Origin of the sequence: Ruminococcus flavefaciens ND2009 (genome assembly GCF_000621785.1) — a bacterium.
GTDB lineage: Bacteria > Bacillota > Clostridia > Oscillospirales > Ruminococcaceae > Ruminococcus > Ruminococcus flavefaciens_C.
Genome location: NZ_KK211346.1, coordinates 539,465 through 558,777, shown reverse-complemented (window position 1 = coordinate 558,777; position 19,313 = coordinate 539,465). Strand labels below are relative to the sequence as shown.

Below are 19,313 nucleotides of genomic sequence, written 5' to 3'. Positions count from 1 at the left end.
GAGAATATGTACAAGATAGAAAAGCTTAATGAACTTGCAAAGGTAGTTGCAGAGAAAAGAGCCGAGAATGCAGCTCTCGAACCCAGACGTATGACTGCTGAGGAAAAGGACGATCTTCTTGCTCACTTCCACCCCGATTACAAGCAGGACGAATTCACAGTTCTTTCGGCAGGCGTAAATAAGGGTGATAAGGTCCCCACACAGCTTGCAGCTCTTCTTCAGGGCAAGAGCAGGATCACTGCTGCCGATGTAGACCTGTCAGTTCCCGATTATGATACAGATGTACTTATTATCGGCGGCGGCGGCGCCGGTGCTTCCGCAGCTATCGAAGCTGACGAAGCAGGCGTAAAGACAATGATAGTTACAAAGCTTCGTATCGGTGATGCCAATACAATGATGGCAGAAGGCGGTATCCAGGCTGCTGACAAGCCCAATGATTCTCCTGCCATTCATTTCCTTGATGCTTTTGGCGGCGGACATTTTGCTGCTAAGCCCGAGCTTGTAAAGAAGCTCGTAACAAAGGCTCCCGAGGCTATCCAGTGGCTCAACAAGCTTGGAGTAGAGTTCGACAAGGAACCCGACGGCACAATGGTAACAACTCACGGCGGCGGTACTTCAAGAAAGAGAATGCACGCTGCCAAGGACTACTCGGGCGCTGAGATAATGCGTACACTTCGTGATGAAGTGATTAACCGCGGTATTCCCGTTATTGACTTCACAGCAGCAATTGAGATAATCCTTGACGAAAACGGCAGGGCTGCCGGTGCTGTTCTTATGAACATGGAGACCAAGGAGCTTCTTGTTGCAAGAGCGAAGACGGTTATAATCGCAACAGGCGGTGCAGGAAGACTTCACTATCAGGGCTTCCCCACCTCAAACCACTACGGTGCAACTGCTGATGGTCTTATCCTCGGCTACCGAGTTGGTGCAAAGCTTCTTTATGCAGACACGCTTCAGTATCATCCTACAGGAACAGGCTATCCTGAGCAGATATTCGGTGCTCTGGTTACAGAGAAGGTGCGTTCACTGGGAGCTAAGCTCGTTAACATAGACGGTGATGTATTCATGCATCCCCTTGAGACAAGAGATGTTACCGCAGCTTCTATTATCCGCGAGTGTACAGCACGCGACAAGGGCATAGAGACTAACCTTGGAAAGGCTATCTGGCTCGATACTCCTATGATAGAGCTTATCCACGGCGAAGGAACTATCGAAAAACGTATACCGGCAATGATGAGAATGTTCGGCAAGTACGGTATCGACATCCGCAAGGAACCTATTCTTGTTTATCCTACACTTCACTACCAGAATGGCGGTCTTGATATTACTGATGACTGCGCAACAGGTGTTGAGAATCTTTATGCAGCAGGCGAGGTTACAGGCGGTATCCACGGACGCAACCGTCTCATGGGCAACTCACTCCTTGATGTTATCGTTTTCGGCAGAAACGCAGGAATCTATGCATCTGCCAAGGCTAAGGAGACTTCTGAGCCTCAGGGACTCACTCTCGGACATATTGAGAAGTTCAATAAGGAACTTGAAGCCGCTGGTGTTGCCGGCGATACAGCTTCACCGATGCTTCTCCCGCATTATGCAAGAAAGAAATAATTAAAAAGGGACGCCGTAATGGCGTCCCGAAATATGTATTATGAAAAGAAAGTTAAGTGATAAATAATGGATTTTTTTAATGGAATTCTTTCTATTCACGGTGTTTCGTTCCTGATGATCTCAGTAATTGCCATTGCTGCTCTCGGATATATTCTCGGAAGGATAACCATAAAGGGTATCTCTCTCGGAACCGCAGGTGTCTTTATAGTGGCTCTTATCTATGGCTGTATCTTCTATAAGCAGCTCTCTGATGAGATAAATACCGATTTCGTTGGAAATGCCTTGAAGATCGTTGACAATCTCGGACTTATTCTTTTTGTGACAGCTGTTGGCTTTATTGCGGGACCGAATTTCTTCGGAAACTTCAAGAAAAACTTCAAATCCTATGTGCTTCTGGCGATAATCATTATCCTCAGCGGCGGACTTGCCTGTGCAGGATGTATCATGATAGGCAGAAACTTCACCGATCTTTCCACTGAAGAGTTTACTGCAATGCTTACGGGAATCCTCTCAGGAGCGCTTACAAGTACTCCCGGCTTCTCGGCTGCAAAGGATGCGGTACAGACCGATCATCTCCAGGGTATAGTTTCTGTGGGATACGCTATTGCATATATTTTCGGAGTAATCGGCGTAGTTCTTTTTGTACAGATCATTCCCAAGCTCACAAAAGCTGATATGGCTAAGGAGCGCGAGCTTCTTGCTCCTACATCAAGCAAGAATACAAAGGAAAAGAAGATGTATAAGCTTATTGAGATGGACAGCTTCGGTATCATGCCGTTTGCTCTTGCAGCGGTTATCGGCATCATACTTGGTTCGTTCAAATTCGGAAATTTCTCACTTTCCACCACAGGCGGCTGCCTGCTTGTCTCTCTTTTATTCGGACACTTCGGTCACTTCGGCAAGCTCTCTGTAACTCCCAAGGAATCCACCCTAAAGGTATTCCGTGAGCTGGGGCTTATGTTCTTCCTTATCGGCGCCGGAGTATCGGGCGGTGCCAAGTTCGTTCAGTACTTCGATGCGGTATACTTTGTCTACGGAATGATAATGACAGTTGTTCCCATGATTATCGGTTATCTATTTGCAAAGTATGTGCTGAAGCTCAGCCTGCTCAATAACCTTGGTTCTATCACAGGCGGAATGACTTCCACACCTGCCCTCGGAACACTTATTAGTACAGCTGGTACAGAGAATGTTGCTTCTGCATATGCAGCAACATACCCTGTAGCGCTTATTTCTGTAGTACTTGTATCACAGTTTCTTATTATTATTTTCAAGTAATCGCATAATAAAAAGCCTGAGATGGATTCTCAGGCTTTTTATTATTTAACTCCGTAGGTCTCTCTGTATTCAAGCATCTTGTCAAGGTATTCCTTGCCGGGAACAATATCATTTCTGATAGCGTCGATTATATCCTCCATAGTTACTATAGGATATACGATAACACCGAAATCACGCTTTACTTCCTGAACGGCTGAAAGCTCACCTGTTCCTTTCTCCATGCGGTCTACAGTTATTACCATACCTGTAACATTGACGTCAGCAGCTGTCATAAGCTTGGGCATGGACTCTCTGAGCGCTTTGCCTGAGGTCATTACATCATCGATGATAACTACCTTCTCGCCGTCCTCAAGAGTCTTTCCTACGAACATACCGCCTTCGCCGTGATCCTTGGCTTCCTTTCTGTCGAAGCAGTAGGAAACATCGATACCGAACTTATTGCTGAGTGCGACAACAGCCGAAACTGCAAGGGGAATACCCTTGTATGCAGGTCCGAAGAGAGTATCAACAGGAATATTATTTGCCTTGATGCACTCAGCGTAGTATTCGCCGAGCTTTGCAAGCTGAGCACCTGTCTTATAGTTGCCGCAGTTAATGAAATAGGGAGCCTTTCGACCGCTCTTGAGAGTGAACTCGCCGAATGTAAGAACTCCGCAGTCCACCATGAATTTTATAAAACTTTCCTTGTACGTCATTTGTATAACCTCCGTTATGTATTTATTACCTCCTGCAAAGCAGGTTAAGATCATTATATAGCTTCAAAAATATGACCGCAGAAAGGACACCTCGGATAATCCAGGTCGATGTTTTCTCCGCATTCGGGGCAGACCTTCTTTGGCAGAATATCGATATTATCGTCAATATCCTGATTGAATTTGCCTGCAAAGCCTGTTGGGTGAGTGACAGGGAAAACACCTATGAGCATACCGCATTCAGAACAGTAGTAGCCCAAAGTAGTATCAACGGGGACCTCACATATCATCTGATCTCCATCATAGAATGTAGAGACGGGATATACAAGAGATGAGCCCTTGGACGGTATACCTCGCTTTTCAATCTTGAAAAAGCCTCTGAGCATCTGTTTTCCGCAATGGATCATACTATGTCCCTCCTTATCTGTGATAATATTATTATAGTCCATTTATGGAAAGAATTCAAGACAAAACAAAGAAAAAGTTACTATTCTGTACTATCCATGCATTACCACTTGATTTTTGATAAGTATTAGTGTATAATATATACATAAAAGGCAAGTGCCGGATAGGAGAAACAGATATGTCTGAAATGAACGAGTATACTCCCGACCTTTTCGAGCTTATCGATGAAGAGGGAAATAAGAAACAGTTTGAGCTTATTGATGTTGCTGAAATAGAAGGAGAGCAGTATTTTGCAATGCTTCCTGCGGTAGAGGATGATGATTTCCTCAATTCCGACTGTGAGCTTGTGATACTCAAGTCTGTCGAAGAGGACGGTGAAGAGATACTGGCTTCCATTGACGATGATGATGAGTTTGAGACTGTATCCAGATTCTTTATGGAGAGACTTCAGGAAGCACTTGAAGAGTGACTTTTACCAAATTTTAATAATTTTACATAGAATTGCTATTGATTTTTTGAAAACTCTATGCTATAATATATATAGAAAAAGAAAATTTCTGCCTTGTTCGGGTAATTATAGTTTTTATAATCCAACACATAATCCAAGGGAATTCGGCTCCGTATGTGGACTGCAGACCTCCCGCCCTGCGGAAGAAGGGAGCGAGAAGCATAAGGGCGTTTACCCACCTGCTTCGTGCGGGTTTTATGCACTATATGACGGCAAGGCGGATTTTTTTACCCAAAATACTGTATTGATAAATAAAATATCCCGAAAGCGGTATTATATCGCTTTCGGGATTCTTTTTTTATGGTTCTGTTTCGATCACAAGTCCTTCAACCAGACTTTTCTGACAGTCGATGTAGCGCTGATTTGAACTTCCGCGGAATTTTATCTCCCAATCCTTCTGTTCAAGGATAAAGGGGCCGTCGATAAGCACATCAGTTACTTCAAGAAGTTCCTGCCAGTGATTTTTTTTGCGGTCATTATAAAGCTGCTCAAACGTATAGCCCGTATATGTTACGATGTTGAGACCGAGCTTTCTGATCTCTTTGCCAAGCTCTGAGAGAGCTTCTGCCTGACAGAAGGGCTCTCCGCCGCTGAACGTCACGCCGTCAAGCAGGGGATTGCTTTTTATCTTCTCAAGCAGCTCCTCGGTAGTGGTGAGAGTACCGCCGTTGAAATCATGGGTCTGAGGATTGTGGCAGCCCTTGCAGTTATGGGGGCAGCCCTGAACAAAAACAGTAAATCTTATTCCGGGACCGTCAACGATGGAGTCGTTGACAGTTCCCGCAATTCTGAGTTCCATTAAATCACCTGATCATACATCATGCTTTACACGGTCATGCTCTTCAGCACGCTTGCCGTTATTGAAACGGTCAAGAGTACCTACGAGGTAACCTGTGATACGACGGATCCTGTCGAAAGCAACATTGTTGGAGTGCTCTTTTCTGCCGCAGCAGGGACAAGTTTCGCCGATAATACCTGTGTATCCACAGCAGGGATCACGGTCAACAGGGTGGTTGATAGCACCATAGCCTATGCCTGATTCCTTCATGCAGCGAACTATCTTTTCAAATGCGCTGAGATTTTCAAGAGGATCACCGTCAAGCTCGATATAGCTGATGTGACCTGCGTTTGTAAGCTCATGGTAAGGAGCTTCGATCTTTATCTTCTCAAATGCGCTGATAGGATAGTAAACAGGTACGTGGAATGAGTTCGTATAGTATTCGCGGTCGGTAACGCCCTCGATGATACCATATTTTTTAGCGTCCATACGGACAAATCTGCCTGAGAGGCCTTCTGCAGGAGTAGCAAGGAGAGAGAAGTTGAGACCTGTTCTCTTTGACTCCTCGTCAAGGCGCTTTCTCATAGCAGAAACGATCTCCAGACCGAGCTCTCGAGCCTCCTCGCTTTCACCGTGGTGAGCACCGATAAGAGCTTTCAGAGTTTCAGCAAGACCGATAAATCCTACTGAAAGTGTTCCGTGCTTGAGAACCTCTCCAACTGTATCATCAGCTGAGAGCTTGTCGGAATCTATCCATATACCCTGACCCATAAGGAAAGGATAATTTCTTACTCTTTTCTGGGACTGTATCTTGAATCTGTGCATGAGCTGGTCGATGACCAGTTCCATTTTTTCTTCCAGCATCTCAAAGAAGAGACCTACATTGTGGTCAGCCTTGATAGCGAGTCTGGGAAGATTTATTGAAGTAAAGCTGAGATTGCCTCTGCCTGTAACGATCTCTCTTGAGGGATCGTAATTATTTCCGATAACTCTTGTACGGCAGCCCATATAAGCGATCTCAGTATCAGGATTGCCCTCCTTGTAGTACTGAAGGTTATAGGGAGCGTCAATGAATGAGAAGTTAGGGAAGAGTCGCTTTGCAGAAACACGACAGGCAAGCTTGAACAGATCATAGTTAGGATCGGTGGGGTTGTAGTTGATACCGTCCTTGATCTTGAAGATATGTATGGGGAAGATAGGTGTCTCGCCGTTACCGAGACCTGCTTCCTGAGCGAGGAGAACGTTCTTGATGACCATTCTTCCTTCGGGAGTTGTATCTGTACCGTAGTTGATAGAGCTGAAAGGTGTCTGTGCACCTGCACGGCTGTTCATGGTATTGAGGTTGTGGATCAGTGCCTCCATAGCCTGGTAAGTAGCTCTGTCTGTTTCCTTCTCGGCATTTCTTGTGGCGAAAGCCTGAATTTTCTCAGCAGTTTCCTTATCAGTATACTTTAGCAGAAGCTCCATTTCCTTTTCCTGGTAGCCGTTATCATGAGCAAGGACAGGTTTCAGACCGAAGTTTTCGGATATTTCTTTCTTTATATTATCCATTACCTCGAATTCGTTCTCGACGCCGCCGATGAGGGAGAGGGCTCTTGCTACGTTCTGTGTATATCTTGCAGCATAGGTCTTCTTTACGCCATCAGCCATAGCATAATCAAATGTAGGGATACTCTGACCGCCGTGCTGATCGTTCTGGTTGGACTGGATAGCGATACAGGCAAGAGCTGAATAGCTTGCTATATCGTTAGGCTCTCTGAGGAAGCCGTGTCCTGTGGAGAAGCCGTTAGTGAAAAGCTTCTTCAGATCGATCTGTGTGCAGGTGGTCGTGAGAGTGTAGAAATCAAGGTCATGGATGTGAATATCGCCCTCACGGTGAGCCTTAGCGTGTGCGGGCTCGAGGACGTACATCTCATAGTATTCCTTTGCGGATACAGAGCCGTACTTGAGCATGGTGCCCATGGCTGTATCGCCGTCTATATTTGCATTTTCGCGCTTAATGTCACTGTCTTTGGCAGGACTGAAGGTGAGTTCGTTGAGTACGCACATCAGATTGGTTTTCATCTCACGTGAGCGTGTACGCTCGTAACGATAGAGAATATATGCCTTTGCTGTTTTAGCGTGACCCTTTTCGATAAGTACCTTCTCGACCAGGTCCTGTATTTCTTCAACAGTGGGAGTCTTGCCGGGATTCTGTTCCTCATATAGTCTGCATACCTCAACGGCTACATCCATAGCTACATTGAAGTCAGTGCCCCCCCGAGCCTGAGCAGCCTTGAAAATAGCGTTTGCTATCTTCTCTATATTAAAAGGAACCTTTCGTCCGTCTCTTTTGATAATGTGGATTATCATTTCTTTATCATACCTCCAAACACAATATATAGTATCTGTCTTTCAATTGCTCTAATGTATAGTATATAGCATTCGGAGACGGATGTCAATGTGAAGTGTTGACAATGAGCGATGAGAAAATAAGGAGAAATTTGTAGCAAACGTGCATAAATCTTTTATAAAATTTGATTTTTGCGATATTTCGCCGTTTAAAAGGGGTCTACAAAATGTAAACAGCCGACCACTATATATAGTGGTCGGCGTAAAAATTATACAGTATGACAAAGTATGTAATCTGCTATGGTTTTGTATGCGGATTCTGTCAGTGCACCTGTCTCAGGATCACGGAATTCATCAGAGAGTTTTCCGTCCACACCCTTTAGTGCGGTGTTGGTATCTATACAATATACATTATTAGTATTAGCAACTGTGAGGAGCTTGGTGTTGAACTCGTTTACGGTCCCGTTATTGACTGAAGGATCGTCATCTCTCACCGGAGGATACTGCATGATATAAATATCAGAGTTGGGAAGGTATCCGCGAAGATTCTTTATAAGCTCTGTGTAGCTCGAGATCATACTATCAACAGAAGCTGTACCGATATCACTGCCGAGCATGATGTAAACAATTTCAGGTTTTTTTATCTGGGCGATCTCATAAGCTGTCTTGACTCCGTATGACGATTCAATAGTAGCGGTTGTACAAGCTGAGGCACTGAGGTCCGGGCTTGAGATCATATCCTTGAGTCCTGTATATTTTGCCATATCCTGAAGGGTGGCATCAGTGATCATACAGCAGCTATCAAGATAGGACGCATCCTTTGCTTCTGACTGAGATATTGGATTAGTAACGTTCAAAGCGCTGCTCTGGTCTGGGGCATCTGAATTCTCGCTGCCGTTATTGTCGGAGGAGCTCTTTCCGTTTTTCTCCTCGATCACGACCTTTTCAAATTCCTCTGAAAAGAAATCGTCTTTATAGTTTGCAGCGACCATATATAATACAAAGCAGGTAGCGAAGGAAAGGAAGAATATCAATAACAGTCCCCATATACTGAAACGTACCTTAGGTCTTCCGCGCTTCTTGTTTGAGATCCTTCTGATACTTTTATTTTTAGCCATATTTTCTCCTGACTCAGCGTAGAGTCTGCCGAATTACGGTATGCGGCACACCGAGATCTGCCAAAGCGGCACACAAATATATTATACCTCTTTTTTGGATTTATTGCAAGAGTTTTCATATATTTTTCAGGATAGCTTAATATCAGCCGATTTTTATTGTCAAATATTCCAATCACAGGAAGCTTTGTTTGTTGTTAATGCCGAATTACACTAAATAAATGTGAATGTTGCGAGAAAACTATTGACATTGCACATATAATGTGGTATTATATAGACAGAGAAAAGGAGAGCTCAACAGAGTCCTCCAAGCTAGATTTACTTGGACTGGGGCATAGCCTCAATGTAAATGATTTTATGCGGAAGGGAGAGTGAGTCCAATGGAAGAAAATTTAAAGCAGCATCGTGAAGCCGGCGGGCTTGCTGAGTGATCGGACATAAATTTACGGGAATATAGGCTTCGCGCTTGTTCCATTGATAAAAGCTCAAATATGCTTTAAGTACTGATCATAAAGCTGACGTATTGCTGATCTGAACGGCTTCATGTCAAAGTTTGAAGATACAGAGTTATCTGAAATTTCGACAATAAGTCTTTAGATATATTGCGAAAAAATCTTAAGTAAAGGTTGAGTCCAATGAGAATTTAGGTTATTACTTTATGAACTTGCATGATATTCGGATCCGAAGTAGTGATGCCGGATAAATACAACTTTATAGGTGATTCCAATGGAGAATTTTTACATTGCTTGATTACTTTATTTAAAGGAATGATGTACAATGAAAATGAGGTACACATTTAAAATCTGATCCGAAAGGGTGAGTCCAAAGGGTAATTTAGCCAAGCGATGAAAGTCGCTTAAAACAATTGAATAATAGCAGCCCCGACAAATGTCGGGGCTTTTGTTATGTATAACAAATATATAATTAATATATAATTTGTTTTTTCCGGCGGTTATCATATAATTATCACAAAAAAGGTTATAATAGAATATAGTGAGAAATTATGTGAAAGGATGAGCGGTATGTCAGATAATTATAATGATAGGGATCCGTTTGGCAGCGATTATCGGAATAATTCGGATCAATATCACACTGATTACAGTTCAGATCACTACGATGATAACAGACAGGAAGAGACCAACAGTCTGAATTACAGCGGCGGATCATATACCTACACTTCAGAAAACTCTGTAAAGAATAAGAAGACAAAAAAGCCTTTTTTCGTTTTGAAATGTATTGCGGGTGTTATTGCTCTGGTTATTCTTGGTACAGGAACAGTTCAGGTATATAAATTCCTTAACGAAACAAGGGACGAGCTTGCTGAGTACTCAGGCGGACCTTCAAAGTCTGTTGCTAAGAATTCCGAACCTGCTGAAGTGAAAGAGGAAGAACCGATTCCGAGCCTTATTGAGCTTGCATCCCGTTCAGACGCAAAGCCGCTTCCTGATATTGTTGATTCTATTATGCCATCTGTTGTCGGAGTCGCTTCTACTTTCGAGTTTGAACAGCAGCAGTCCTTCAGTATGTGGGGCTGGAATACAATGCCTCAGACTCAGCAGCTTAGAGGTACCGGAACAGGCTTTATCATATCAGATGACGGGTATATAGTCACAAACGCTCATGTTGTATATGATGAGGAGTATAATGCAGGTGAAGCTATAGAGGTCTCGGTGCTTTTCAGTGATGAGACCGAGCATGAAGCTACTATCATAGCTTACGATCCGGAGACAGATATTGCGGTATTGAAGGTGGATGAGACCGGTCTTAAACCGGCTGTACTTGGAGATAGCGATGAACTCAGAGTCGGCGAGCTTGTGATAGCAGTAGGAAATCCTCTGGGATTTGATCTTTTCGGAACTGTTACCAGCGGTATCGTATCTGCTCTTAACAGAAAGATAGATATTAACGAAAAGAAAATGAACCTTATCCAGACAGATGCTGCCATCAACAGCGGTAACTCGGGAGGTCCGCTCCTTAACAGTTGCGGACAGGTGATTGGTATCAATTCCGCGAAGATGTCATCGAGCTACAGCAGCAACTATGCAAGTGTTGAGGGACTTTGCTTTGCTATTCCTATGAAGGAGGCAAAGGTCATCATAGATGATCTTATCAACTATCGCTATGTTACAGGCAGACCTCAGATCGGTATAAATACAAATGATATAAGCGAGGCTCAGTCGAGATACTTTGATATTCCTGTAGGAGTGCTTGTTCGTACCGTTCAGGCAGGAAGTGCGGCTGATATTGCAGGGCTTGAAGTAGGCGATGTTATTATCGACATTGAAGGTGAACCTGTTACAACTGCTCAGGAGCTTAATGAAGTCAAGAATAAGTATAAGGCAGGGGATACTATCACTCTGACCATATCAAGACAGGGAAAGGACATCAAGGTCAAGCTTACTCTTCAGGAGAGGAAATATACAAGAGTCGGACAGGCTGTTCCTTTTGAAGACGATTCAAAGATCTCAGAAAACTGAATAATAAATGAAAACGGCTTTACCGATCGGTAAAGCCGTTGTTTTTATAGCTTTGAATAGGTTTTTGCAGTAAATTTTTCGCCGTAGACAAGAAATCTTTTGTGTATCCCTTCGCCTATATCGCCTGCTTCGTCATAAGCTTTGACCGAGAATACAAGCTCGCGTCCGTTTACTTCTGTGAGCTCTGCTTCGGCGCAGACTTTCATGTTTTTCGGGGTTGCTGAGATATGCTTTACGTTCATTTCAGTGCCTACAGTAGTTTCATCGCTTTCGAGCTGATCTGAAATGCAGCTGCAAGCAGCCTTTTCCATAAGCATTACCATAACAGGAGTCGCGAGCACTTCAAGGCTTCCGCTTCCTACGTTTACTGCCAGGTCCTTGTCCGAAACAGTAAGCTCGGACGTGCCTGTCATTCCGATTGTCAGATCTTTCATAGGGTCACTCTCCTTAATTATGTGTAGACAACTCATCTTCGGGAATAGGGGAAGGTGAGAATTCTTCCATGATAACTCGGTCGATGGTAATAATATCAAGATCCTCATTCCGAGGTATATCGCTGTTGTACTCTGAGGAATAAACGGGCTCTGTTTCCATAAATCCGTTCATTTTTTCGATAAAAGCATCTCTGGGAGCGTCAATTATATTGAGTATCACATAGGGCATATAGAAGAACGATGTCTCATGATCGGGAATGTATGAGAAATCGGCATCATAGTTGCTCCAGAAAAAATACTTCTGCTGATAAAGGGGCTTACAGTTTTCTCCGCTGAGACCCAGCTGATTATAAACACTTGTTTCTCCGCGGAGAGAAGGGAAGTGATCGCCGACAAAGAAGACAAGGGTCGGCTCATCAAGTTCTTTGATCTCAGACAGAAATTCCTTGAGTCCCTCATTTGAATGCTGTATCCAGGTCAGGTAGTTGCCGAATTCATCATCGGGATCATCGCCCTGATTATAAGGCTGGTGATTCTGCATTGTAGTTGTATGGAGGTATACAGGCTTTTCTGAATTTTTGAGCTCATAGATGATCTGATCAAAAACAGTTGCATCATCAACATATGTTCCGAAATGCTTTACGGGAACAGTAAAATCTGTTGAGGCAGCCTGATCGTCATGATATATCATCTTTTCAAAGCCGAAGTGACCGTAGATCCTTGCTCTGCTGTAGAAACCGCTCATAAACGGGTGGACGTAAACGGTCTCATATCCCCAGCTCTTGTAATACTGAGCGAGGGCTGGCTGCTCACGGTCAGCCAGCTCACGCTGAGGCATATTCGGTGTATTAAGTCCTCTTACAGGGAGACCGAAAAGAAGTTCAAATTCTGATCTTACGGTCCAGCTTGCGTATGTAGGAGTTATTGCTATACCGCCTTTTCCTTCGGAAGCGGCTCTGTCAAAGTACTTATAGCAGTCCTTGTCAATATCCAGCTGGTCAAATACTCTGAAGTCAGCGTAGGATTCACTCATGATAACGATAACATTGGGCTTTTTGCCGCCGTTGAAGTCCTCGTTTGTATCAACGGGAATGTTCATGAGCTGATCTATGTATTCTTCGCTGTATCCTTCTGGAACGACAAGTCTGTTGGAGTAACTCTCGGTAGCTGTCTGAATAAGGAATGCGAGGAAGTGGTTCTTATCGAATTTTTCATTCAGAATAAATGTATTTGTAGCATTTGTTGTATCAAGCTTGAATGTCCTGTAAACGGGATTATAAAAAGCAGGGAGCACGATAAGTGCTGCAACAGGAAGAACACAGGCGCATGACACGGTAACTCGCTTTATGGGAGTTGCCTTCAGTTTTGGATTGAAGTACATTGCAACAAGTATGAACGCAACGACGATAGCATAGTACAGAATCAGCTGAGGCGTGATCTTTATATATGCGAACGAAGTCAGGCTTTTTACGCTTCTGACCAGCTTCATGTCGGAAAGAATAAGGTGATTGCCGTTTGTTCCGTACTTGAAAAGCTCGGTAGTACTCAGCGCCATATAGATAAAGCTGTGAACAGTCATTGCGATCCAGCCTTTTTTGAAAATACCGAGAAAAAATACAAAGAAGATCGCTGTCAGCAGTATATCGAATATAAGGACAGTAGGTCTTTCTGTCCAGAAACTGAAATAAGAAGTGAAGTGCTTTGACTGAGTTATCTCTGCCATACTGCATATGAATAGGGGAAATATCACCATCAGGAACACATTCAGCTTGCTGTATTTAGTTGTGTTCTGCTCTCTCTTCTCATTGAATTTTTTCAGCCTTGGAAACCTTACTTTTTTAGGTGCTTCGGGCTCCATTGCAGCTTCTATCGGGTCGTTAACGTCTTTCATGAGCTTGTCAGCAGCTTTTACAGCCGTTTCCTTCTCGCTCACCGGGGACTTTTTAGCCATTTGTCATCATCCTTCTCAGTTTTTTGTATTTATATTGATAGTTTAGAATATTTCATTACTTATAATAAATATATCATAATACCGAATAAAGTTCAAGATTTCGATGGAATTATCATCGTTTGTTCATGAATTTCGGCGCTTTGGTAACAGTGCACTGTAAAACAATGCGAAAATTGTTGATTTTGACTATTTGTCATTTAAGCCAGCCTTTACTCTGAGCATCATCAAGTACTGATTTTATAAGGCCGGCGAGTTCATCTGACTCGCTGAAATAATCAGCGTTTCGGCTCATGACCTGATCCTTATGTATGCCATGCTCCTGCCAGGAAATGCCTCCCTTTGTGTAGTTCAGCATCAGCGGCTGTATTCGATCCATCACAGCTGCGAATCTCGCTTCGTTGGTCTGACTGTCCTCAAACTCTCTCCACAGTGAGTAGTATTCTTTTTTCTGGTCATCGGGAAGCAGACCGAATATCCTTCGTGCTGCCTTTCCTTCACGTTCAGCTTTTGTAGTATTTCCGTCTGCGTCATAGCAATAGGTATCTCCCGCGTCGATCTCCACAACGTCGTGTATCAGCAGCATTTTTACTACCTTATTGATGTCTATATCCTTGTTTGCATATTCACTTAGAAGAAGAGCAGTCACGGCGATATGCCAGCTATGCTCCGCATCGTTTTCCCTGCGGTTTTCGTGAAGTACATAGGTCTGTCGATAGAGGTTTTTCATTTTGTCAAGCTCAAGGAAGAAATCGAGTTGTTTTTTCAGTCTGTCGTTTATCATGTTCATCCTCCTATATTACCATACCGCCGTTTACCGCGAGAACCTGACCTGTTATGTATTCTGCCCTGTCAGAGGCAAGGAAAGAAACTGCATCGGCAATATGGCGGGGCTGACCGAAAATACCGAGAGGGATGTCTTCTTTAATAAGCTGAAGATCCTCTTCGGAAAAGTGACCGTTCATTTCTGTCATAATAAATCCCGGAGCGACACAGTTCACTCTTATGCTTGAAGGTGCGACCTCCTTGGCAAGAGCCTTCGTGAAGCCGATAATTCCTGCTTTTGATGCAGAGTAGTCAACCTCGCAGGAAGCACCGCACTGCCCCCACATTGAGGAAATATTTATTATATTTCCGCTTTTTCTTCTTATCATATCAGGAAGGACGGCTCTTGCGCAATTCATAGTTCCTTTCAGGTTGATGTCAAGTATCTTTTGTGCGGAATTTTCTGATATATCCGTAAAAAGACCAATTTCAGACACGCCTGCGTTATTTATAAGAACATCTACAGAGCCTGTTTCTGAAATTGCAGAGATGACCGAATTATTATCAGAAACATCAAAGCATATCGCTGTTCCGCCGGTCTCTGTGGCGATCCTTTCTGCTTTTTCCCTGGAGTGAGCATAGTTGATATATACTTTGAAGCCGTCTGCTGCAAGCTGTCGGCATATTGCTTCACCTATACCGCCTGCGCCGCCTGTTATAAGTGCTGTTTTCATGTTTTATCCCCCTTATGGACAATTATGTTTAATAATTATAACACATCTCGGCGTAAAAATCCAGTGTGATACTTGAAATTAATGTGAATTCATGTTACAATAAATATAATATTGTACAGGGAGCGTTTTATTTGGATCAGAAAAAAATCGACAGGATCAATGAACTGGCTCATAAATCCAAGGCTGAGGGCCTTACCGAAGCTGAAAAAGCTGAGCAGACTGAGCTTCGCAACGAATACAGACGGGCTGTGACCGGCAATCTTGCTGCACAGCTTGAAAATACATATATTATGACGCCCGACGGCAAAAAGCGTAAAGTCGGCAAGGGCAGGTGAACTTTATGACTTATGATGAGCTTTTCGGCGAAGCGGTAAAGGCTTCGGAAAATTCATATTCAAAGTACTCTGGTTTTTCTGTGGGAGCAGCCCTTCTCACTTTAGACGGCAAGCTTTTTACGGGCTGCAATATAGAAAACTCCTCATATTCTCTTACGAACTGCGCAGAACGTACGGCAGTTTTTAAGGCAGTATCCGAAGGATATACCGAGTTCAGCGCTATTGCTGTTGCAGGCAGTGCCACAGAAGATTTTTCAAAGCCCTGTTATCCCTGCGGCGCCTGCCTTCAGGTGCTCAGCGAATTCTGCGGAGATGACTTTACAGTTATTCTCTCTGACGGAGAGCACAAGCTTTCAGATTTCCTTCCAATGCGCTTCTCGGAGGAGAACATAAAGTGATCTCAATAATAGAAGAAACTGAGAATAAAGAACAGTATATGGAGCTTCTCCTTATCGGCGATGAGCAGGAGGATATGATAACGAAGTATCTTTCGCGGGGCAGACTGTTCGTAATGCAGGATGATGAAAAAGTGCTTGCGGTCTGTGTAGTCAAAGATGAAGGGAATGGCAGACTTGAGATAAAGAATATTGCCGTTTCGCCTGATTCTCAGCGCAAGGGCTATGGCAGAAAAATGCTCTCATTTATTGAAAATAAGTTTTCAGGATCATTCCGCAGTCTCTTTCTCGGAACAGGAGACAGTCCGCTGACTGTGCCGTTCTACGAGAGCTGCGGTTTCAGAAGAAGCGGAGTTATCAAGAATTTTTTCATTGATAACTATGATCACCCGATAATTGAAGCGGGTGTTCAATTGTGTGATATGATATGTTTTGAAAAGGAGCTTCCCGATAACTATGGAACAGTTAGCGAAGGTATTACCGAAATATAAGGAAAATATAATAGTGGCGGTTGTTTTCAGGAACCATTTTGAGTGGTATGTTGCGCCGAAAAATCTCTGGAAAATGGACTATGATAAGCTTTACAGGATCTGGAAGGCTCTTTACTCAAAAAGCGGTAAGTCCTTTGAGGATTTTGAACGGGAGATCGGCAGCTACGAGGAGTTTTGCGGCAAAAGATGGGGGATAGAGGTACTTAATGAGAACACAGCAAGCCATTTCCTCGCCCATCTCTTCAAATGCAGATATTCGGCTGATGAGCTCCGTCTGCTCAGAACAATGGCGCGTGACGATAAAAAGATAGATTATACAGCTTCTTTATATATTGATTTTGACAGTAATACCATGTACTCAATGTTCCCGAAGCCTGAGAATTTTGAGAATTTTGTTCCTGACGGCTGGTCGGGAAGATACGGCGATTTTTCCGCGATGATACCTGCGGATAAGCGATTTTGAGTTCTTTCGGAGGAAATATGCTTAAAGATTTGATAGAAAAACATCTTCTTGAGGTGCAGAAGCCCTCAAGATATATCGGCGGAGAAGTCGGCAGCGTTATCAAGGATAAAACAAAGGTCGATGTGAGATTTGCCTTCTGTTTCCCCGATACATACGATATAGGGATGTCCCATCTTGGAATGAAGATACTGTATTCGCTTACAAATGAGCGTGAAAACTACTGGTGTGAGCGCTGTTTTGCTCCCGGAGAGGACTTTGAAGCCGTAATGCGTGAGAATAATATCCCGCTTTATGCACTTGAAAGCCTTGATCCCATAAAAGATTTTGATTTTATCGGATTTACCATGCAGTATGAGCTTTCTTATACAAACGTGCTGAATATGCTTGATCTTGCGGGTATACCAATATTCGCTGCGGACAGAACACAAGAGCTCACACAGATAGTAGTTGCAGGTGGTCCTTGTGTCTGTAATCCCGAGCCTCTTGCGGACTTCTTTGATATATTCATTCTCGGTGAGGGCGAGGAGGTAAACCTTGAGCTGATGGATCTCTACGCTGAAATGAAGAAGCAGGGGGCTTCCAGAGACGAGTTCCTGCGCAGTGCAGCTCACATTGAAGGCGTATATGTTCCGAAGTTCTATCACTTTATGTATAAGGAAGACGGTACTATAGATAGGCTTGAAGTTTCCGACGGTGCCCCTGAAGTTGTACACAAGAGGATAATCAAGGATTTCGATAAGGTCTTCTATCCTGATAATTTTGTTGTACCCTTTACCGAGATCGTCCAGGACAGAGCGTCGGTAGAGGTGCTTCGCGGCTGTATAAGAGGCTGCCGGTTCTGTCAGGCAGGCTTTATTTACAGACCTTTCCGCGAAAAGCACACAGATACGATATGCAAAGAGGTCAGGTGCCTTTGCGAGAACACGGGATATGACGAGGTTTCATTGGCGTCACTGAGTACCAGTGATCACTCTGAGATAGACCCTATGCTTACAGCGCTCCTTGACTATACGGTCAGCGAGAGGATAAATCTGTCTCTTCCGTCCCTCAGAGTCGATAATTTCTCAGAGTCTCTCCTTGAAAAGATAAAAAAGGTGAGAAAAAGCGGACTTACCTTCGCTGCAGAAGGCGGCACACAGCGCCTTCGCGATGTTATAAACAAGAATGTCTCTGAAGAGGAGATCATGAATACCTGTCGTATCGCTTTTGAAGGCGGATATTCTTCGGTTAAGCTTTACTTTATGATGGGACTGCCCACGGAGACAGATGAAGACATCAAGGGTATTGCTGAGTTGGCGAACAGGATAATAGACCTTTATTATAGTATAGAGAACCGTCCCAAGGGCAGGGGAGTACAGATCTCCATAAGCTGTGCCACCTTTGTCCCCAAACCCTTTACGCCCTTCCAGTTCGAGCCGCAGGATACAAGAGAAATGATCGAGCATAAGCAGAAGCTTCTTCTTGATACAGTCAAGACCAAGAAGATCAAGGTGAGCTATCATAATCCTGAAGTAAGTATGTTGGAGGTTATCCTTGCTAAGGGTGACCGAAGACTTTGCAAAGCCGTTTACACTGCCTGGCAGAAGGGCTGCAAGTTTGACAGCTGGGACGAGTACTTTAATTTTGGTAAATGGACAGAAGCTTTTACGGAGTGTGGGATAGATACATCATTCTACGCAAACCGCAGGTTTGGATATGACGAGATCCTGCCCTGGGATCATCTGGACTATTATGTGAGCAAGGAGTTTCTTATCCGTGAGAACAAGACCGCTCACAAGTCTATAACAACACCGAACTGCCGTCTGAGATGTTCAGGCTGCGGAGTAAATAAAAAAGTCGGGAGGGAATGTTTTTGATCCGTGTAAGAGCAACATTTGAAAAATGCGGTCGTGCAAAGTATATTTCCCACCTCGATCTGAACCGCTGTATGCTCAGAACATTCAGACGTTCTGGACTTCCTATATGGTATACAGAGGGCTTCAACCCTCACCCGTATTACTCCTTTGCACTGGCACTTTCTCTCGGTTTTGAGAGCAGCTGCGAGATACTTGACTTTAACCTCAATGAGGATATGCCTTTTGAAGAGATAAGGGACAGGCTCAATGCTGTAATGCCGGAGGGAATGAAAATAATCAAGGTGGCTGAACAAAAGCAGAAGATAACTGCTATAACAGAAGCGGAATACAGTTTCTCGTTGTCGGCTGCTGATACGGACAGGCTTTGGGGTGACATTCAGACGCTCCTTTCACTGCCTGAGATCCTTATTGAAAAGAAGACCAAAAAAGGTATCAAAACAGTTGATATAAAGCCTTCTGTCAAGGTAATGAGCTGTGAAAAGACAGATAACTCCGTAAATATGACCATCAGGCTTCCTGCGGGAACTCAGACCAATTTCAATCCCACTTTGTTCATCGATGCCCTCAGAAACATGGGCGGAGAGACCTTCGAGGCTGAAAAAATACGCCGTACGGGAATTTTTTGCGAAAATAATGAAATTTTTTCGTGAAAACACTTGCATTTTTCTGCAAAGTATGTTATCATATAAAAGCATTTGAA

General features: G+C 43.7%; 19 protein-coding genes and 1 other RNA gene. 11 read left to right on the top strand and 9 right to left on the bottom strand.

Translation table 11 applies throughout. The features are described from left to right. The first annotated feature begins 6 nt into the window (after positions 1 to 6). Both T488_RS0109420 and T488_RS0109415 read left to right on the top strand, forming a co-directional pair. Complete coding sequence (locus tag T488_RS0109420; protein WP_028520571.1) at positions 7 to 1,608, top strand: FAD-dependent oxidoreductase; 1,602 nt, start codon at positions 7 to 9, stop codon at positions 1,606 to 1,608. A 114-nt stretch (positions 1,609 to 1,722) separates the two neighbouring features. Next, complete coding sequence (locus T488_RS0109415; protein WP_242838323.1) at positions 1,723 to 2,886, top strand: permease; 1,164 nt, start codon at positions 1,723 to 1,725, stop codon at positions 2,884 to 2,886. Positions 2,887 to 2,927: 41 nt separating this feature from the next. Here T488_RS0109415 and pyrE read toward each other — a convergent pair whose 3' ends face one another. Continuing rightward, positions 2,928 to 3,581 carry an orotate phosphoribosyltransferase gene (gene pyrE, locus T488_RS0109410; protein WP_028520569.1) on the bottom strand — a complete coding sequence of 218 codons (654 nt, stop codon included), beginning with the start codon at positions 3,579 to 3,581 and terminating at the stop codon, positions 2,928 to 2,930. 53 nt (positions 3,582 to 3,634) lie between these two features. After that, entirely contained in the window at positions 3,635 to 3,985 is a 351-nt protein-coding gene (locus tag T488_RS0109405) for a zinc ribbon domain-containing protein (RefSeq protein ID WP_028520568.1), read from the bottom strand. A gap of 176 nt (positions 3,986 to 4,161) precedes the next feature. Between T488_RS0109405 and T488_RS0109400 the strand changes: the two genes are divergently transcribed. Then, a complete protein-coding gene (locus T488_RS0109400) occupies positions 4,162 to 4,452 on the top strand; it encodes a DUF1292 domain-containing protein (protein WP_028520567.1) in 291 nt (96 codons plus the stop codon). Positions 4,453 to 4,534: 82 nt separating this feature from the next. Continuing rightward, a non-coding RNA gene (gene ssrS / locus T488_RS19300) (6S RNA) lies at positions 4,535 to 4,719 on the top strand. Positions 4,720 to 4,789: 70 nt separating this feature from the next. Here the strand turns inward: ssrS and nrdG are convergent. The 3 genes from nrdG to T488_RS0109385 all read right to left on the bottom strand — a co-directional run bounded on the left by nrdG (position 4,790) and on the right by T488_RS0109385 (position 8,718). Next, positions 4,790 to 5,290 carry an anaerobic ribonucleoside-triphosphate reductase activating protein gene (gene nrdG / locus T488_RS0109395; protein WP_028520566.1) on the bottom strand — a complete coding sequence of 167 codons (501 nt, stop codon included), beginning with the start codon at positions 5,288 to 5,290 and terminating at the stop codon, positions 4,790 to 4,792. A gap of 12 nt (positions 5,291 to 5,302) precedes the next feature. Next, positions 5,303 to 7,621 carry an anaerobic ribonucleoside triphosphate reductase gene (locus T488_RS0109390; RefSeq protein WP_028520565.1) on the bottom strand — a complete coding sequence of 773 codons (2,319 nt, stop codon included), beginning with the start codon at positions 7,619 to 7,621 and terminating at the stop codon, positions 5,303 to 5,305. A 248-nt stretch (positions 7,622 to 7,869) separates the two neighbouring features. Beyond that, the gene (locus T488_RS0109385; protein WP_028520564.1) at positions 7,870 to 8,718 is read right to left on the bottom strand and encodes a GDSL-type esterase/lipase family protein; all 849 of its coding nucleotides are present in this window, start codon (positions 8,716 to 8,718) and stop codon (positions 7,870 to 7,872) included. 1,019 nt (positions 8,719 to 9,737) lie between these two features. On the opposite strand from T488_RS0109385, the gene T488_RS0109380 reads away from it, so the two are divergent. Continuing rightward, complete coding sequence (locus T488_RS0109380; RefSeq protein WP_028520563.1) at positions 9,738 to 11,192, top strand: S1C family serine protease; 1,455 nt, start codon at positions 9,738 to 9,740, stop codon at positions 11,190 to 11,192. A gap of 44 nt (positions 11,193 to 11,236) precedes the next feature. Here the strand turns inward: T488_RS0109380 and T488_RS0109375 are convergent, their stop codons facing one another. The 4 genes from T488_RS0109375 to ymfI all read right to left on the bottom strand — a co-directional run bounded on the left by T488_RS0109375 (position 11,237) and on the right by ymfI (position 15,073). Next, the gene (locus T488_RS0109375; protein WP_028520562.1) at positions 11,237 to 11,626 is read right to left on the bottom strand and encodes a thioesterase family protein; all 390 of its coding nucleotides are present in this window, start codon (positions 11,624 to 11,626) and stop codon (positions 11,237 to 11,239) included. Between the two features lie 13 nt (positions 11,627 to 11,639). Continuing rightward, entirely contained in the window at positions 11,640 to 13,577 is a 1,938-nt protein-coding gene (locus T488_RS0109370) for an LTA synthase family protein (protein ID WP_028520561.1), read from the bottom strand. A 193-nt stretch (positions 13,578 to 13,770) separates the two neighbouring features. Continuing rightward, positions 13,771 to 14,358, bottom strand: coding sequence for an HD domain-containing protein (locus T488_RS0109365; protein ID WP_037297657.1), 588 nt, complete (start codon positions 14,356 to 14,358; stop codon positions 13,771 to 13,773). 10 nt (positions 14,359 to 14,368) lie between these two features. Continuing rightward, the gene (ymfI, locus tag T488_RS0109360; RefSeq protein ID WP_028520559.1) at positions 14,369 to 15,073 is read right to left on the bottom strand and encodes an elongation factor P 5-aminopentanone reductase; all 705 of its coding nucleotides are present in this window, start codon (positions 15,071 to 15,073) and stop codon (positions 14,369 to 14,371) included. A 131-nt stretch (positions 15,074 to 15,204) separates the two neighbouring features. On the opposite strand from ymfI, the gene T488_RS0109355 reads away from it, so the two are divergent. The 6 genes from T488_RS0109355 to T488_RS0109330 are packed head-to-tail and all read left to right on the top strand — an operon-like array spanning position 15,205 to position 19,263. Further along, positions 15,205 to 15,408, top strand: a complete 204-nt coding sequence (locus T488_RS0109355) for a DUF896 domain-containing protein (RefSeq protein WP_028520558.1) — start codon at positions 15,205 to 15,207, stop codon at positions 15,406 to 15,408. Positions 15,409 to 15,413: 5 nt separating this feature from the next. Next, complete coding sequence (locus T488_RS0109350; protein WP_028520557.1) at positions 15,414 to 15,806, top strand: cytidine deaminase; 393 nt, start codon at positions 15,414 to 15,416, stop codon at positions 15,804 to 15,806. Further along, a complete protein-coding gene (locus T488_RS17535) occupies positions 15,806 to 16,294 on the top strand; it encodes a GNAT family N-acetyltransferase (protein WP_051536421.1) in 489 nt (162 codons plus the stop codon). The genes T488_RS0109350 and T488_RS17535 overlap by 1 nt, the downstream gene beginning before the upstream one ends. Further along, positions 16,260 to 16,757 (top strand): hypothetical protein, encoded by a 498-nt coding sequence (locus T488_RS17530; protein WP_037297833.1) that lies wholly within the window; start codon positions 16,260 to 16,262, stop codon positions 16,755 to 16,757. Before T488_RS17535 ends, T488_RS17530 begins: the two co-directional genes overlap by 35 nt. Before the next feature lie 17 nt (positions 16,758 to 16,774). Beyond that, positions 16,775 to 18,613 (top strand): TIGR03960 family B12-binding radical SAM protein, encoded by a 1,839-nt coding sequence (locus T488_RS0109335; protein ID WP_028520556.1) that lies wholly within the window; start codon positions 16,775 to 16,777, stop codon positions 18,611 to 18,613. Beyond that, positions 18,610 to 19,263 (top strand): TIGR03936 family radical SAM-associated protein, encoded by a 654-nt coding sequence (locus T488_RS0109330; RefSeq protein WP_028520555.1) that lies wholly within the window; start codon positions 18,610 to 18,612, stop codon positions 19,261 to 19,263. Before T488_RS0109335 ends, T488_RS0109330 begins: the two co-directional genes overlap by 4 nt. Positions 19,264 to 19,313: the final 50 nt, after the last annotated feature.